This is a genomic window from Streptomyces sp. NPDC031121, assembly GCF_055570615.1.
In genome coordinates this window covers 168,871-182,470 of the sequence record NZ_JBVIGV010000007.1, presented here as the reverse complement: position 1 = coordinate 182,470, position 13,600 = coordinate 168,871, and the positions used below count along the sequence as shown (strand labels likewise).

The 13,600-nt window shown below is 74.9% G+C and carries 18 protein-coding genes; 7 read left to right on the top strand and 11 right to left on the bottom strand.

Annotated features, from left to right (window positions below; all coding sequences use genetic code 11):
- Window positions 1-1,125 carry a nucleotide disphospho-sugar-binding domain-containing protein gene (locus ACZ462_RS14990; RefSeq protein WP_467806373.1) on the bottom strand — a complete coding sequence of 375 codons (1,125 nt, stop codon included), beginning with the start codon at window positions 1,123-1,125 and terminating at the stop codon, window positions 1-3.
- A gap of 522 nt (window positions 1,126-1,647) precedes the next feature.
- Entirely contained in the window at window positions 1,648-1,926 is a 279-nt protein-coding gene (locus ACZ462_RS14985; protein ID WP_467806374.1) for a DUF3253 domain-containing protein, read from the bottom strand.
- A 154-nt stretch (window positions 1,927-2,080) separates the two neighbouring features.
- Here ACZ462_RS14985 and ACZ462_RS14980 point away from each other — a divergent pair, with 154 nt between their 5' ends.
- A complete protein-coding gene (locus ACZ462_RS14980) occupies window positions 2,081-2,548 on the top strand; it encodes a VOC family protein (protein ID WP_467806375.1) in 468 nt (155 codons plus the stop codon).
- A 204-nt stretch (window positions 2,549-2,752) separates the two neighbouring features.
- The gene (locus ACZ462_RS14975) at window positions 2,753-3,613 is read left to right on the top strand and encodes a DUF4190 domain-containing protein (RefSeq protein ID WP_467806376.1); all 861 of its coding nucleotides are present in this window, start codon (window positions 2,753-2,755) and stop codon (window positions 3,611-3,613) included.
- A 76-nt stretch (window positions 3,614-3,689) separates the two neighbouring features.
- Here ACZ462_RS14975 and ACZ462_RS14970 read toward each other — a convergent pair whose 3' ends face one another.
- Window positions 3,690-4,859, bottom strand: coding sequence for an FAD-dependent oxidoreductase (locus ACZ462_RS14970; RefSeq protein WP_467806377.1), 1,170 nt, complete (start codon window positions 4,857-4,859; stop codon window positions 3,690-3,692).
- A 106-nt stretch (window positions 4,860-4,965) separates the two neighbouring features.
- Between ACZ462_RS14970 and ACZ462_RS14965 the strand changes: the two genes are divergently transcribed.
- Window positions 4,966-5,544 (top strand): TetR/AcrR family transcriptional regulator, encoded by a 579-nt coding sequence (locus tag ACZ462_RS14965; RefSeq protein WP_467806379.1) that lies wholly within the window; start codon window positions 4,966-4,968, stop codon window positions 5,542-5,544.
- A gap of 140 nt (window positions 5,545-5,684) precedes the next feature.
- Here the strand turns inward: ACZ462_RS14965 and ACZ462_RS14960 are convergent, their stop codons facing one another.
- From ACZ462_RS14960 to ACZ462_RS14950, 3 genes are all read right to left on the bottom strand, one after another.
- A complete protein-coding gene (locus ACZ462_RS14960; protein ID WP_467806380.1) occupies window positions 5,685-5,918 on the bottom strand; it encodes a hypothetical protein in 234 nt (77 codons plus the stop codon).
- Window positions 5,919-6,003: 85 nt separating this feature from the next.
- Complete coding sequence (locus ACZ462_RS14955; RefSeq protein WP_467806381.1) at window positions 6,004-6,339, bottom strand: hypothetical protein; 336 nt, start codon at window positions 6,337-6,339, stop codon at window positions 6,004-6,006.
- A gap of 89 nt (window positions 6,340-6,428) precedes the next feature.
- Window positions 6,429-6,995, bottom strand: a complete 567-nt coding sequence (locus ACZ462_RS14950) for an SMI1/KNR4 family protein (RefSeq protein ID WP_467806382.1) — start codon at window positions 6,993-6,995, stop codon at window positions 6,429-6,431.
- Window positions 6,996-7,048: 53 nt separating this feature from the next.
- Here ACZ462_RS14950 and ACZ462_RS14945 point away from each other — a divergent pair, with 53 nt between their 5' ends.
- Window positions 7,049-7,948, top strand: a complete 900-nt coding sequence (locus tag ACZ462_RS14945) for an NAD-dependent protein deacetylase (protein ID WP_467806383.1) — start codon at window positions 7,049-7,051, stop codon at window positions 7,946-7,948.
- A 12-nt stretch (window positions 7,949-7,960) separates the two neighbouring features.
- On the opposite strand, the gene ACZ462_RS14940 is transcribed toward ACZ462_RS14945, so the two are convergent.
- The 3 genes from ACZ462_RS14940 to ACZ462_RS14930 form a co-directional block, all read right to left on the bottom strand.
- Entirely contained in the window at window positions 7,961-8,140 is a 180-nt protein-coding gene (locus tag ACZ462_RS14940; protein WP_467806385.1) for a hypothetical protein, read from the bottom strand.
- Between the two features lie 245 nt (window positions 8,141-8,385).
- Window positions 8,386-9,132, bottom strand: a complete 747-nt coding sequence (locus ACZ462_RS14935) for a class I SAM-dependent methyltransferase (RefSeq protein ID WP_467806386.1) — start codon at window positions 9,130-9,132, stop codon at window positions 8,386-8,388.
- Between the two features lie 200 nt (window positions 9,133-9,332).
- Window positions 9,333-9,941 (bottom strand): TIGR03086 family metal-binding protein, encoded by a 609-nt coding sequence (locus tag ACZ462_RS14930; RefSeq protein WP_467806387.1) that lies wholly within the window; start codon window positions 9,939-9,941, stop codon window positions 9,333-9,335.
- A 184-nt stretch (window positions 9,942-10,125) separates the two neighbouring features.
- Between ACZ462_RS14930 and ACZ462_RS14925 the strand changes: the two genes are divergently transcribed.
- Window positions 10,126-10,560, top strand: coding sequence for a YunG family protein (locus ACZ462_RS14925; protein WP_467806388.1), 435 nt, complete (start codon window positions 10,126-10,128; stop codon window positions 10,558-10,560).
- Between the two features lie 65 nt (window positions 10,561-10,625).
- On the opposite strand, the gene ACZ462_RS14920 is transcribed toward ACZ462_RS14925, so the two are convergent.
- On the bottom strand, window positions 10,626-11,324 hold the full coding sequence (locus ACZ462_RS14920) for an alpha/beta fold hydrolase (protein ID WP_467806389.1): 699 nt from the start codon (window positions 11,322-11,324) through the stop codon (window positions 10,626-10,628).
- 272 nt (window positions 11,325-11,596) lie between these two features.
- Between ACZ462_RS14920 and ACZ462_RS14915 the strand changes: the two genes are divergently transcribed.
- Both ACZ462_RS14915 and ACZ462_RS14910 read left to right on the top strand, forming a co-directional pair.
- Window positions 11,597-11,746: a hypothetical protein gene (locus tag ACZ462_RS14915; RefSeq protein WP_467806390.1), complete on the top strand. Its 150-nt coding sequence runs from the start codon at window positions 11,597-11,599 to the stop codon at window positions 11,744-11,746.
- 124 nt (window positions 11,747-11,870) lie between these two features.
- A complete protein-coding gene (locus ACZ462_RS14910) occupies window positions 11,871-12,350 on the top strand; it encodes an NUDIX hydrolase (protein WP_467806391.1) in 480 nt (159 codons plus the stop codon).
- A gap of 19 nt (window positions 12,351-12,369) precedes the next feature.
- On the opposite strand, the gene ACZ462_RS14905 is transcribed toward ACZ462_RS14910, so the two are convergent.
- Window positions 12,370-13,362, bottom strand: coding sequence for a magnesium and cobalt transport protein CorA (locus ACZ462_RS14905; protein WP_467806392.1), 993 nt, complete (start codon window positions 13,360-13,362; stop codon window positions 12,370-12,372).
- Window positions 13,363-13,600: the final 238 nt, after the last annotated feature.

The window sequence follows — 13,600 nt, the reverse complement described above, 5'->3', positions numbered from 1 at the left end:
TCAGCGGGCGGCCGCGAGGGCCTCCAGGGCGGGGACGGTCGCTGCCGGGGTGGGCAGGGCGGCGTTCTCCGCGCGGAGCGCGGCGGCCGCCTCGCGGAGGGCCACGTCGCCGGTCAGGCGGGCCAGGAGCGCGGCGTCGACGCCGTCGGAGGTGGAGCGCAGGGCGGCGCCGGTGGCGGTGAGGGCGTCCGCGTTGACGAAGTGGTCGGCGCCCTGCGGGAGCAGGAGCTGCGGCAGGCCGGCCTGCAGTGCCGTGAGCATGGTGCCGGAGCCGCCGTGGTGGACCAGCGCGTCGGCGGTGGTGAGCAGCTCGGCGAGCGGAACCCAGGGCAGCGGGCGGACGTTGTCGGGGAGGGTGCCGAGCGGGGTGAGGTCGGCGTCTCCGACGGCGAGCAGGAAATCGGCGTCCACCGAGGCGGCGGCCTCCATGAGGCGGACGATGGCGCGGACCCCGTCCAGCTCGGTGAGGACCGTGCCGAGGGTGACGGCGATGCGCGGCCGGGGGCCGCGGCGGAGGAGTTCGGCGGGGACGGTGCCGCCGCCGTTGTAGGGGATGTAGCGCATGCGCAGGCCGCCCGGGTCGCCGCCGAGCGAGGCGGGGACCACGTTCAGCGGGGTGGCCCCGGCCGGCCCCTCGACGCCGTGGGCCTCGTACGCCTCGGTGAAGTGGGCGGCGATCCGGCCGACCATGTCGAGGCCCGAGGAGACGCCGAAGTTCTGGATCGCGGAAGGGATCTTCAGTTTGGCCGCGACCAGCGGGGCCGAGGCCTGGAAGGAGTCGTAGACCAGCAGGTCGGCGCCCCAGTCCTCGGCGGCGGCGAGCAGGCCGTCCACGGTGGGGCGGGCGGCGAGCGCGAAGCCGCGGGCCGCCCGGTCGAGGATCTGCTCGGGCGTCACATCGTGGGCGACATACCGCACCTCCTCGCCGGTGGCCTGCTCGAACACCTCCCGGAGGGTGCGGCCGTCGCCGATCTCCACGAGGGGGAAGCCGGCCTCGCGCAGCCGGTCCAGCGGCTGCGCGCTCGCGAACAGGACCTCGTGGCCGGCGGCCCGCAGGGCCTGCGCGGTGGGGATCATCGGGAAGAGGTGGCCGGCCGCAGCCGGTCCGGTGAAGAGTATGCGCACGCTTTCTCCTTGCCCAAGGTATGGCGGTCCGGGACGGGCCGCACGCAACGGGCCACGGCGGGCCCGTCCCGGCTCCCTTCGGTGAACTGGCCGACGGGCAACGGGTGTTCCCTCGAACGGGGGCGAAATTCGGACGTTTCCGGATGGGCCTGCACTACACAGGAATGAGGTGTTCCGCACTGTGTGTGCACCGGGGGTCCGGGTCGTCGTCCCGCCCGGGGCCGAGACCGCCGCGACGCAGATGCCGGCCCGCCGGCGCGGCTTCGGACGGCCGAGAGGCAGCCGTCCGCTGTCCGGATGTCGTCCAAGGGCGTCGTTTCGGCGGGCTGCCAGGGCCTGTATCGGGTTGCCCCGTGGAGCAAGGAGCGGCGTTCGGCTCGTGCGCCGAGGGTGCGTGCCGGGCGTCGCGACGCCGCGGGGCAACCCAGAACAGGCCCTGGTCCCCGGTTGACGGCTGATCCTCGTACCGGGTCCGGCCGGCTCAGCCCCTGACGACCGCAGCCCGGACCCGGCGGTGGCCGGTCAGCGGGTCGCGGTGCGGCGGATGCGGATCGGGCCGCGGGCTTCCGACGGGTTCACGGGGCGGCCCGCCTGGGTGATCTCGACCTCGCCGGCCGCGACGAGCCGCCTCGCCGCGCGGCGGACGGGCTCCATCAGCGCGCGCCAGCCGTCGCCGTCCCCTGCGTACACCGCACGCGCGACGTCGGAGGGGCAGATCGTCGCGGCCGGGCCGCGGCGCTCCAGCAGGTCCAGGATGGCCAGCTCCAGGCGCCGGCCCGTGGACCGTCCGCTGTCCGCCACTCCCCCAGTGTGGCACCGCGGTCGCCGGCGCGGCCCTTCGGGGCATGCCCGGGCGGCTGCCGCGCGGCGGTCCCGCGAACGGGGCGGGTGCGGGATATCAGTGGGGGCAGGCGGCGGTCGCCGTGGCCGCCGGTGAGAGGAAGGCGGGGAGCCTGTGGCCGTCAAGCCCGTTCCCGAGGGGTATCCGCGCATCACGCCGTACCTGTGCTGCGACGGAGCCGCGGAGGCGATCGACTTCTACGTGTCCGTGCTGGGCGCGACCGAGCGGACGCGGATGCCCGCGCCCGGCGGCAGGATCGGCCACGCCGAGCTGGAGCTGGGCAACTCGGTGATCATGCTCGCGGACGAGTACCCGGACATGGGATTCCGCTCGCCGAAGTCCGTCGGCGGGACGCCCGTCACCCTGCACGTGTACGTCGAGGACGTCGACGCGGTCTTCGCCGCGGCGATCGCCCGGGGCGCGAAGGAGCTGCGCCCGGTCCGCGACGAGTTCTACGGCGACCGCACCGGCCAGATCGAGGACCCGTACGGGCACCGCTGGAGCCTCGCCTCGCATGTGGAGGACGTGCCCGACGAGGAGATGGAGCGGCGGGCCCGGGAGGCCATGCAGGGCGGCGGCTGACGGCCGGGGCGGCAGCCGGGTGCGGCAGGGGCGGGGCCGGGGCGGCGACGGGCCGGGCCGTGGCCGGTAATGCGGCGGGAGCCGGTCTGCGGACGGGTGATACTGGGGCGCGGCTGGTCGAACATCATCCGCCCACCAGTCCCCCACCCGGCGGTGTTCCCGCCCGGCTGTTGGCCTTGCCCACTTTCGAGGAGCACCACGCGCATGTCTATACCCCCGCAGCCGCCGCAGGGCCCGTACCAGCAGCCGTACCCGCCGCAGGGCCCGTACGGCGGGCCCGGTCAGCCGGGGCAGCCCGGACTGCCCGGGCAGGGGTCCCCGTACGGCGGTCCGCAGGGCTGGTACGCGCCGCAGCCGCAGAGGACGAACGTGGCCGCCATCGTGGCGTTCGTGATGTCGGTGGTCTGTGCGCTCCCGTTCGTTCCGCTGATCCTGGGCTTCGTCGCCCTCTCGCAGATCCGCAGGAACGGCGAGAAGGGCAAGGGGCTGGCGATCGCGGCGATCGCCATCCACGGAGCGACGATCGCTTTCTACGCGATCATGCTCGCCCTCGGGATCTCCGGCGCCCTGGACGAGGAATCGGCGCCGCGGCGCGACACCGGCGGGGCGGTCACCGTGCCGGAGCGGAGCGCCGGCCCCGGCGCAAGCACCGGCCCGAGCCCGCGCGAGCGACGCAGGGACGTGGAGGACATCCGCACGGGCGACTGCTTCAACACCGAGGACGACCTGGCGAAGACCGAGGAGGGGGGCACCGAGGCCCGCCAGTCGGTGCGGACGGTGTCGTGCGACCAGCCCCACGAGGGCGAGGTGTACGCCGTGATCACTCTGGAGGGCAGCACGTTCCCGGGGGCGGACAAGATCGTCGCGAGCGCCGACGAGAAGTGCGGCGGCAAGGCGCTGACGGACTACGTGGGCCGTGACGCCGCGAAGCTGCCGAAGTCGCTCGAGGTGTTCTACTACTACCCGCAGGCGGCGAGTTGGGCGCTGGGCGACCGCACGGTCACCTGCTTCCTCGGCAACCCGACCGGCACGAGCACGGGCTCCGCGCGCGCGAACGCTTCCTGAAGCCCGCTCCCGCTCCACGCCGCTCCGGCCGGCCGCGCTCACCGCGGCCGGCCGTTGCGCCTTCCGGGGCGGCGGGTCAGCGGTAGTCGAGTTCGGCCAGTTCGCGGGCGAGCCGGTGGCGGAGGGCGGGGATCCGGAGGAGGGCGGGCAGCAGGGTGTTGCGCAGTGCGCGCGGCGTCCGGCCGCGGGCGGTCGCGACGCGGGTCATCCGGTCGGTGAGCGCCACCACGCGCCGGGCGACGGGGCGGCGCCGGGCCTCGTACGCGTCGAGGCCGCCGGCGGCCAGGGCGCGGCCGAGGGCGTGGCCGTCCTGGATGCCGGTGTTCATGCCCTGCCCGCCGGCCGGGCTGTGCACGTGTGCGGCGTCCCCGGCGAGCAGCAGCCGCCCGGCGCGGTAGCGGTCGGCGACGCGGTGGTGGATCCGGAACCGGGAGGACCAGACGAGTTCGTGCACGCGGGCCTCGCCTCGGAGGCGCTCGTCCAGCAGGGCCCGTACGAAGGGCAGGTCCGGCGACGGCGGGGCCTCGGCGACGGTGGCCACGATGCGGTAGCGCCCGGCGGCGGCCCGTCCGGCGTCCCCGGGCAGCGGGGCGATGACGGTGAGGCCGGCGGCGCCGAAGGCGAGGGAGACCTCGCGCGGCCCGGGGGCCCAGTCCATGACGACGTCGGCGAGGACGAAGGACTCGCCGTAGGCGCCGCCCGTGAAGCCGATGCCGGCGGCCGTGCGGACCGTGCTGTGCATCCCGTCGGCGCCGACCGCGTAGGCGGCGCGCAGGGTCTCGCCGGCGGCGGTGGTGAGGGTGGCGCCGTCGGCGTCCTGGGTGACGGAGACGACCTCGTGGGGGCGGTGGACGTCCCGGCCGAGGGCGCGCAGGCGGCTCAGCAGGACAGCCTCGGTCTCGTACTGCGGGACCATCAGCGCGTACGGGTGCGCCGTCGGCAGGCCGTCGAAGTCGACGGCGGCGAGCGGGCGGGCGCCGTCGCGGATCCGGAAGCGCGAGACCGGGATGCCGCGGGCGACGAGGTCGGCGGAGAGGGCGCCGCTCGGGTCGAGCTCGTCGAAGACCTCCAGGGTGCGGGCGTGCACGACTGCGGCGCGGGAGGTGTTGGCGCCCTCGGCCTGCCGGTCGAGGAGGACGAAGTCGACGCCGGCCTCGGCCAGGGTCACGGCGAGGGCGAGCCCCGTCGGCCCGGCGCCGACGACGGCCACCTCGGTGCGGGAGGGCAGTGCGGCGGTGCTGGTCATGGCGGACCTCCTCCGGCGGGCCAACACCCGTTGGCCAACATCTGTTGACATGAGAGTGCGCCAGCGCGACTGGCTTGTCAACAGTTGTTGGCCTACGCTTGTTGGCATGACGCCGCCGCGACGCTCCGACCAGACCAAGACCGCGATCCTGAGGGCCGCGCGGGAACACTTCGCCGCCCACGGGTACGAGCGCACGACGATCCGCGCCGTCGCCGCCGACGCGGGGATCGACCCCTCGATGGTCATGCGGTACTTCGGCAGCAAGGAGCAGCTGTTCGACGCCGCCCTCGCGGTCGACCTGCGCCTGCCCGACCTGGGCGCGGTGCCGGCCGAGCAGCTGCCGGCCACGCTGGTGCGGCACTTCGTGGAGCGGTGGGAGGGCGACCCCGCGGACGACACCCTGCTGGTCCTGCTGCGCTCCGCCGTGACGAACGAGCAGGCCGCGGCCCGCATGCGGGAGGTGTTCGCCACCCAGGTCGCGCCCGCCCTGGCGGCGGCCCTCGGCCCGGAGCGGGCCGCCCGCGCGGCCGGCCTGGTCGCCGCCCAACTCCTGGGCCTCGCCCTGACCCGCTACCTCCTGGCACTCCCCCCGATCGCCGCCCTGACCCCGGACGAGCTCGTCACCGGCCTCGCCCCGGCCCTGTCCGCCACCCTGGCGGGCCAGCGCGCCCGGCCGGAACGCTGAGAACGTGCCCGATCCGGCGTGGAGCCCACGGCGAACCCCTCGGTGATGATCTCGATGGGCCTGCCCCCGCAGTGATCCGCGGCGACGCCCCCCGCCCCGCCACCACCGGCCGTGCCGCGCCGCGCCGCGGAGGACGGTCCCTACCGGCTGCGCAAGGATCCCGGTCCGCACCGCGTGGACCAGTTGCCGGACACCGACAGTCGCTCTCCTGCGGCCCGGGCGACGACAAGCGCGCCGCCTTCGAAGCCGACTCGGTCACCGGCAGCGAGGAAGAGCGCGCCGGCGAGCTCGAACGCGTATCCGTCGTCGGTCGTCAAATCCTTCACCAGCACCGCCCGCGAGATCGGCGTGGCTCCGTCAGCTACCAGGCGCATACCGAGATGGTCCCACGCAGACCCGGATCGCGGACCGCCGGCCACGGTCATGGAGCGACCGGTGCCCGTTTTGTGGGTGGCGTCGTCATGGCGCCGGGTTGGTGCCCTGGATGGTGTACCGGCCGCTGGTGTCGTCGCCCGGGGTGAGCACAGTGGTTCCTGCGCCGCGAAGGGTGACGAGGGCCGTGTAGGCGGGATCCAGTGCGTCGACCGGGCGCCCGTAGAAGAGGATCCGGGCCAGCTCCAGGTCGATCGCCGCCGCGGTGTCGCGGATGAGGCGGAACCGCGCGCCGAGGCGGACCGGCCCGCGCATGCAGCGAACGGCTGCGGTCGCCTCGGTGTCGTCCACGGCCCGTAGGTGGTCGATCAGGAGTTCCGCGTCGACCGCCGGTGGCCGGTCGGAGTCGGGTGTCGCCGTCATGCCGCCATGATCGCAGGGCGTTCGGCCTCGCAGTGCAGGGGAGGGAGCTCGCGGCCCGGGCCGGTCAGGGGTCGGGGGCGCGACCGGGGTCATCGCGGGGTGGCCTGGTCGAGGGCTTCGCCGGCTGGGGTGAAGCGGTGCTGGGGCGGCTCCGCGCCCTCGTGGAGGTAGCCGAAGTAGGCCGTTCCGGCCGTTCCGCCGAGGACCGCCAGGAGGAAGGGCACGCAGCCGGTGGCGTGGGGCTCCCAGAGGGGGCCGCGGCCCTCGTTGTACAGGACGGTCCACTCGTCGGGATGCCGGCCGGGCCGGACCAGCCAGTAGAGGAACGCCCCGGTCCCCTCCTCGTACGCCCACGGCAGCACCCTGGCCCCCGCCTCCTCCAGGCCTGCGGGCTTGGCTTCGAACTCCCACAGGCCGTCCAGGATCTCGTCCCGCTCCGCGGCCTGCGCGATCAGGTCGCAGTCGGCGTGGGGGGAGCCGGGGACGAGCAGCCAGACCGCCTCGTCGAAGACCCCGTCGCCGTACGTGTCGACGAGCTGCTTGTAGTCGGCGGGCAGAGCAGTGCCGAGGGCGCGCTCGGCCTCCGCCCAGTCCACCGCGTGACGCAGCTCGGCGGGCGGCGGGCAGAGACGGACGAGCGCATCGAGACTGATCATGAGCCGGACGCTACCGGACCCCGCACGGGCGCCGGGGTGCGTAGCCTGGCGGCATGCGTATGCGTCCTACCCTGAGCTGGACCCCCGCCGGGGACCTGCCGCCCGGCACCGCCGACACGGGGCCGGTCGTCGACGCCCTGGGCGCGGGCGGCGTGCTGGTGCTCAGCGGGGCGGGCCTGTCCACGGAGTCGGGCATCCCCGACTACCGCGGCGAGGGCGGCAGCCTCACCCGGCACACTCCGATGACGTACCAGGACTTCGTCTCGGGCGCACAGGCGCGGCGCCGGTACTGGGCGCGCAGCCACCTCGGCTGGCGTACGTTCGGCCGGGCGCGGCCGAATGCCGGGCACCGGGCCGTGGCGGCGTTCGGGCGGCACGGGCTGCTCGCGGGCGTGATCACCCAGAACGTGGACGGCCTGCACCAGGCCGCCGGCAGTGAGGGGGTGGTCGAGCTGCACGGCGGCCTCGACCGGGTCGTCTGCCTGTCCTGCAACGCCTCCACGCCGCGGCGCGAGCTGGCCCGGCGGCTGGAGGAGGCCAATCCGGGGTTCGCGCCGGTGGCCGCCGCCATGAACCCGGACGGTGACGCCGACCTCACCGACGAGCAGGTCGCCGGCTTCCGGGTCGTGCCCTGCGCACGGTGCGGGGGCGTCCTCAAGCCGGACGTGGTGTTCTTCGGCGAGGCCGTGCCCCGATCGCGGGTCGAGCACTGCCGGGCGCTGGTCGACCGGGCGGACGCGCTGCTGGTCCTCGGTTCCTCGCTGACGGTGATGTCTGGGTTGCGGTTCGTCCGCCAGGCGGCCGCGGCCGGCAAGCCGGTGCTGATCGTGAACCGGGACGCCACCCGCGGCGACCCGCACGCCGTCACGCGGGTCGCGCTCCCCCTGGGCGCGGCCTTGACCTCGGTGGCCGACCGCTTGGGCGTCCCCGTCGACGGTGAGGGGGCCGGGTAGTCCCCGCCGGATTCAGCCGTCGTGTTCCCTGCGGGCATGTGGCCCGTCCTGCGGGCGCGGCTGGTTCTCCGTCCGCGCATCGCGGGAGGGGCCGGGCTTGTGCGCGTGGGCCCGCTCGCGCTCCTGTTCCTGTTCCTGCCGGCGCCGCCTGTTGAGTTCGTCCTTGCGGGCCTTGCCCTGGGGGTCGGTCATCGGTCGGCTCCCTTCGTCCATGCAGTCCGGGCCGCCGCGCGAGTGCGCGCGCCGCGGCCGCTCACGCTCGGCGTGTCCCCGGAAACGGGCCGCGGACACCCCCCGGGGCGCCCCGGATCCGGCGGGGTGGTCACCGGACCCGGATCGCGGGCTGCTCCGGCGGCCGCGGAGGCGGGCGTCGCCCCCCCCAAGGCCCCGGCACCCGGCCGCGGCCCCTGCCGCGAGCCGCGGCCGGGGTCCGCCGGTCAGGCCCGGCAGCGGAGCATCTCCAGCGGCGGGTGCGCGAGGACGTCGGCCCAGAAGTCCGCGCCGTACGCGCTGACGCCCTCCTCGGACACGTGCAGCGGCACCCACTCGAGGCCGCTGAACCCGGCCCGCCGCAGGCACTCCTCGTAGACCTCGCGGCGCGGGACCGTGCCGAGGATGCTGATCGGCTCCGGGTCGAGGAGCGCGGTGACCCGTACGAGCGGGCCGGCCTCCCGCTCCTCGCCCGTCGGCTCGCAGCGGAAGCCGTACGTGTCCAGGGTCGGGCAGTCGAAGCGGTAGTCGGGCTTCTGCGCGAACACGAAGAACTTGCCGCCCGGCACCAGGTTGCGGTGGATGTTGCGGCACATGCGCTCCATCTCCGCGATGCCGGAGGCGTAGTTGAGGCACTGCACCGCCACGGCGATGTCGAACGGCCGCTCCGACTGCCTCAGTTCGGCGGCGTCGCCCACCTCGTAGCGCACGCCCAGCGGGTCCTGCTCCTCGATCCGCCGCGCGGCGGCGATCATCTCGCCGGAGATGTCCACACCGAACACGTCGGCGGCGCCGCGGCGCTTGAACTCGCGGCTGTAGAAGCCGGTTCCGCACGCCACGTCGAGGACGGACCTGCCGCTGACGTCACCGACCATGCCGAGGAAGCTCGGCACCTCCCCGTAGCGGATCAGCGGCAGGGACTTGAAGCCCTCGAACGCCTCGCCGATGCCGTCGTACTGCTGCTGCACGCTCACGTGCGCCCCCTCTGTGGTTCGTCCCGTCCGCAGGCCGCACCGGGCCGCCGCGGAGTGCGGTGGAGGGCCGGGCGCGGCGTCGGCAGAAGTCTGCTGCGGCCGAGTCGCGCCGCTGCACTGGCAGATGACACGAACAAGCGGGTGAAGGGCCCCCGTATCGACCAACAACGTGCGGGTGCCGGGGGGGTGATCCGGGCGGCTCAGGGGGCTTGCGGCGGCGTCCAGCGGGGGTCGCGTCCGCTCAGCCCGACCGCCCGGTCGAGCAGCGGCGCGTCGTCGGTTACGGGGACGACGGGCCCGAAGACGCCCTCCCTGCCGGCCTCGCCCTCCTCGGCGGCCGCGCTGAGGAAGGCGTACGAGGCGTGCAGCGCGGCCGGGTCCGGGTCGTAGGGCAGGCCGGCGGCCCGGGCCAGGTCCCAGCCGTGGATCACCAGCTCGTCGGTGGCGACGGCCCCCGCGACGCCGCCGGGAAGCTCGACGCCTCCCGCGCGGGTCGTGCCGGTCCAGGCGGCCGGGTCCCGCCAGGCCACGGCCATCTCGGCCAGTGCACGGGGAAGTTCCTCCCGCCAGTCCGCGGGCAGGGCGGGCACGGAGCCCGGGCCGGGAGCGGTGGCGGTCGTCGGGCCGAGGTCCTTCCGGGCGGCGTCGCGGAAGGCGGCCGCGAGCCCCGCGAGGTGGCCGAGCAGGCCGCCGACCCGGTATCCGGGGCAGGGCGTCGGGTCGGCGAGCCGGTCGTCCGGAACGTCCGCCGCGAGCCGCGCCACGATCCGGGCCTGTGGGCGGAGGTCGATAAACGCCGCATCGGTCATGGGTGCCGCTCCTTCGGGGACGATGGCTCGAAGGGTAGACGGGCGGCCGACCCGGCACGCACCGCAACACGGGCCTCCGCCGCCCCGCCGTCCCCGATCCGCCCGGTGAGCGGAGAACGTCTGTTCGCTTCCGGCCGGGAGCCCGTGACGGCCCGTTGTCAGTGGCGGTCGACAGACTGGCGGGATGACACCGCTGCTTCTCACCGACATCGAACGGGCCGTCCGCGCCAGTTGGAGTGCCGAGACCTGCACCCCCGAGTTCCGTTCGCAGTGGACCGGGGACAACCCTGCCCGCGACCAGTGCGGGGTGACCGCCCTCGTCCTCAACGACCTCCTGGGCGGCGAGCTGATCCGCGGCGAGGTCCGCGTCGGCGGCGAACGGGTCGACTACCACTGGTGGAACCGCCTCGGCGCGGGCATCGAAGTCGACCTGACGCGCGAGCAGTTCGGCCCCGAGGAGACCGTCGTGGGCGCCACGGCCATACCCCGGCCGCCGCGAGGGGAGCCGTTCCGGCTCCGAGAGGAGTACGAGCTCCTCCGCACCCGGGTCCTGGAACGCCTTGCACAGCCGGCAGGGGACCGGACCCGGCCGGCCTCGGCCGCGCCGCCCGCCGACTGACCGGCAGGACCGCCGCCGGGCCCGCCGCCGGCCCCCTGCCCGCGGCGGCGGTCCTGCGGGAGGGATCAGGCCTCGGCCGCTTCGAGGAGGAGGCGTGCCAGTCCGTCCGGTTCCGAGAACATCGGCCAGTGGCCGGTGTCCATGTCCACCAACCGCCAGCGCGGACCGGCCAGCAGTCGGGCCACGTCGTCCGTCGGCTCGGGGCCGTCGAGGAGGCACTTGACGTACGTCGCGGGCAGCTCCTCCAGCGGGCGGGCCAGCACGGCGGGGTCCGCCAGGGAGGCGCCCGGGTGCGGGGTCGCGCGGGACGTGAACCGGGCGATCTGCTCGTCCGTGAGGTCCTGGCCCGCGCAGTCCGCGGCGGAGACGGGCCCCCAGAAGCCGCCGTCCGCGGCGATGGCGGCCTCCAGCTTCGCCGGGCCTTCCCACCACGTGGACACGAAGGACTCGCCCTCGGCCGGAACGTCGGAGTCGACGAAGACGACCCGGGTCAGCCGGCCGCCGATCCGCCCGGCGGCCTGGCCGACCGGGATGCCCGCGTAGCTGTGCCCGACCAGCACGACATCGTGCAGGTCGAGGCGCTCGACCTCGTCGACGACATCGCGGACGTGGGTCTGCCGCCCGACGGGCAGGTGCCGCTTCTCGGCCAGGCCGGACAGCGTCAACGGGTGCACGCCGTGGCCGGCCCGGCGCAGTGCGGGCGCCACCTCGTCCCACGCCCATCCGCCGAGCCATGCGCCTGCCACCAGTATGAAGTTCGCCATGGCGGCACCGTAGCGGGCGGGTCCGACAACGCCGGTGGGGGCTCCTTCCCGAAGAGGTCGGCGATGGTGGTCAGGGCCGCGGGCGAACGGGATGCCGGCCGGCGTGAACACCTCGGCGGGGCCGGTGACCTCGTGGAGGTCGGCACCGAGGAAGGCCGCGACGAGGACGCGGCGGGTCGTGGATGCGCCCGGCGTCCCGGCCCTCCCTCGCGGGCGTGGTGATGAGTACGCGTACTCAGGCCGAGGCCGATCCGGTGCGGCAGGGTGTTCCCATGCACCAGCGTGAATGGAAGCCCGCAGACCACCGACTCGGCGCCGAACGCGCCGGCATCGCCGTCCTGGCGGTGGCGGCGGCACTCGCCGCGGCGGCGGCCATCGCCGTGGTGTCCGTCGTCACCGTCCACGCCCTGGCCCTCGCCTGACGCCCGGAACACGGCATCCCCGTGTGCCAGACTGGTCGGCCGCTCGCCGGAAGCCGCCGGACGGGACCGGAACGTCCGTCCGGCACCTGTCGTCCGTACGTCCGAGACCTGCCGAGGAGCCTGTGTGAACCCCTCCGATGAGCCGCGCGTGGTCGCCGCGCTCGACTCCCGCGGTGTCCTGAACGTCGTCGGTGTCCACCTCTACCTGGAGCGGGACGGCCGCGTCCTGCTCGGGCTGCGCCATCCCGACTCGGCGTTCGCAGGCAACACGCACCACTTCCTCGCCGGGCACTGCGAGCGGGAGTCCGCCGTCGCCTGCCTGGTGCGCGAGGCGGAGGAGGAGGCCGGGCTCGGGATCGACCCCGCCGACGCGGAACTCGTCCACGTCGTGCACGTCGTGGACGGGCCCGACGACCGGCCCCGCATGCAGCTCGTCTTCCGCGCCCGCGCCTGGACGGGCACGCCGGAGGTGCGGGAGCCCGACCGGTGCCTGTCCTGGGACTGGTGGCCCGCCGACGCCCTCCCGGAGCGGGTCGTCCCGTACACGCGCGCCGCGATCGACGGCATCCGCGCGGGCCGCGTGTACACCGAACTCGGCTGGTGACCTCGCGCCCGCCCGACCGCTACAGCCACCCGTTGCGGCGGAAGGCGCGGTACAGCAGCCCGGATGCGCCCGCCATCAGGCCGAGGGCGAGGGGGTAGCCGTAGCTCCAGCCCAGTTCGGGCATGTGCCGGAAGTTCATCCCGTACACGCCCGCGACCATGGTGGGCACGGCGAAGATGGCGGCCCAGGCGGAGATGCGCCGCATGTCGTCGTTCTGCCAGGACGACACCCGTGCCTGCTGGGCGTCGAGGACGGCGTTCAGCAGTTCGTCGAGGGTGCGGACCTCGGTGTCGGTGCGGGCGAGGTGGTCGGCGACGTCGCGGAGGTACGGCAGCGCCTGCGCGGGGTACGCCTCCTCGCCCCGGTTCAGCAGGCCGTGGACGACGGGGACGAGCGGCTGTACCGCGTCGCGGAACTCGCGCACCTCCCGCTTGAGCGAGTAGATGTCCTCGGTGACGTCGGTACGGTCGACGGAGAACACGCTGTCCTCCAGCCGGGTCAGGGCCCCGCGGGCCTTGCCGGCGGCGTCGCCGTAGGCGTCGACGACGACGTCGAGGACGGCGTGGACGACGGCGAGCGGGCCGTATCGGAGCAGCGCCGGGTCGCTGCCGAGGCGGCGGGCCGCTTCGGCGGCGGGGTCGACAGGGCCGTGGCGGACGGTGAGGACGTAGCGGGGGCCGGCGAAGAGCATGAGCTGGCCCGTCTCGACGGCGTTGCCCCGGGGGACGTACCACAGGGTCTTCAGGGCGATGGCCAGCACGTCGCCGAAGGACTCGCCCTTGGGGCGCTGCTGCGGGTGCAGGGCGTCCTCGACGGCCAGGGGGTGCAGGCCCAGCTCGGCGGCGAGGCCCGCGAGTTCGGCCTCGGTTGGGTCGTCGAGGCGCACCCAGCCGAAGCGGTGCGGTTCCAGCTCGCGCAGTTCCTTGAGGACCACCTGGCAGGCGTCGTCCCCGAGGCCGCACCGCACGGAGTCGGTGCGGCCGGTCCGTTCGTCGTACAGCGTGCATTCCATGGGTGTCGTCTGCTTCCGCGCCGCCGGTTCATGCGTCGCGGCCATGCGCGGGGCCGGGGGCGCCGGGTGACGGGGATTCAGGGCGGGCGGGGTTTGGCGGTGCGGGGACGGGTCACACGCGTGGACGGCGGGGCGTGCACCCGGACTCCGGCAAGGCCCCGCCGGGCCTGGGCCGTGCACGTGCTCACCAGCGGCCCAGGGCCCGTCGGCATCACGGGCACCGAGGGGAAGACCCGGC

Excerpts from the sequence above, each read along its gene's own strand:
- ACZ462_RS14975 (WP_467806376.1), top strand. The coding sequence starts at position 2,753 with ATGTCTATACCCCCGCAGCCGCCGCAGGGCCCGTACCAGCAGCCGTAC.
- ACZ462_RS14970 (WP_467806377.1), bottom strand. The coding sequence starts at position 4,859 with ATGACCAGCACCGCCGCACTGCCCTCCCGCACCGAGGTGGCCGTCGTC.
- ACZ462_RS14965 (WP_467806379.1), top strand. The coding sequence starts at position 4,966 with ATGACGCCGCCGCGACGCTCCGACCAGACCAAGACCGCGATCCTGAGG.
- ACZ462_RS14960 (WP_467806380.1), bottom strand. The coding sequence starts at position 5,918 with ATGCGCCTGGTAGCTGACGGAGCCACGCCGATCTCGCGGGCGGTGCTG.
- ACZ462_RS14955 (WP_467806381.1), bottom strand. The coding sequence starts at position 6,339 with ATGACGGCGACACCCGACTCCGACCGGCCACCGGCGGTCGACGCGGAA.
- ACZ462_RS14950 (WP_467806382.1), bottom strand. The coding sequence starts at position 6,995 with ATGATCAGTCTCGATGCGCTCGTCCGTCTCTGCCCGCCGCCCGCCGAG.
- ACZ462_RS14945 (WP_467806383.1), top strand. The coding sequence starts at position 7,049 with ATGCGTATGCGTCCTACCCTGAGCTGGACCCCCGCCGGGGACCTGCCG.
- ACZ462_RS14940 (WP_467806385.1), bottom strand. The coding sequence starts at position 8,140 with ATGACCGACCCCCAGGGCAAGGCCCGCAAGGACGAACTCAACAGGCGG.
- ACZ462_RS14930 (WP_467806387.1), bottom strand. The coding sequence starts at position 9,941 with ATGACCGATGCGGCGTTTATCGACCTCCGCCCACAGGCCCGGATCGTG.
- ACZ462_RS14925 (WP_467806388.1), top strand. The coding sequence starts at position 10,126 with ATGACACCGCTGCTTCTCACCGACATCGAACGGGCCGTCCGCGCCAGT.
- ACZ462_RS14920 (WP_467806389.1), bottom strand. The coding sequence starts at position 11,324 with ATGGCGAACTTCATACTGGTGGCAGGCGCATGGCTCGGCGGATGGGCG.
- ACZ462_RS14915 (WP_467806390.1), top strand. The coding sequence starts at position 11,597 with ATGCACCAGCGTGAATGGAAGCCCGCAGACCACCGACTCGGCGCCGAA.
- ACZ462_RS14905 (WP_467806392.1), bottom strand. The coding sequence starts at position 13,362 with ATGGAATGCACGCTGTACGACGAACGGACCGGCCGCACCGACTCCGTG.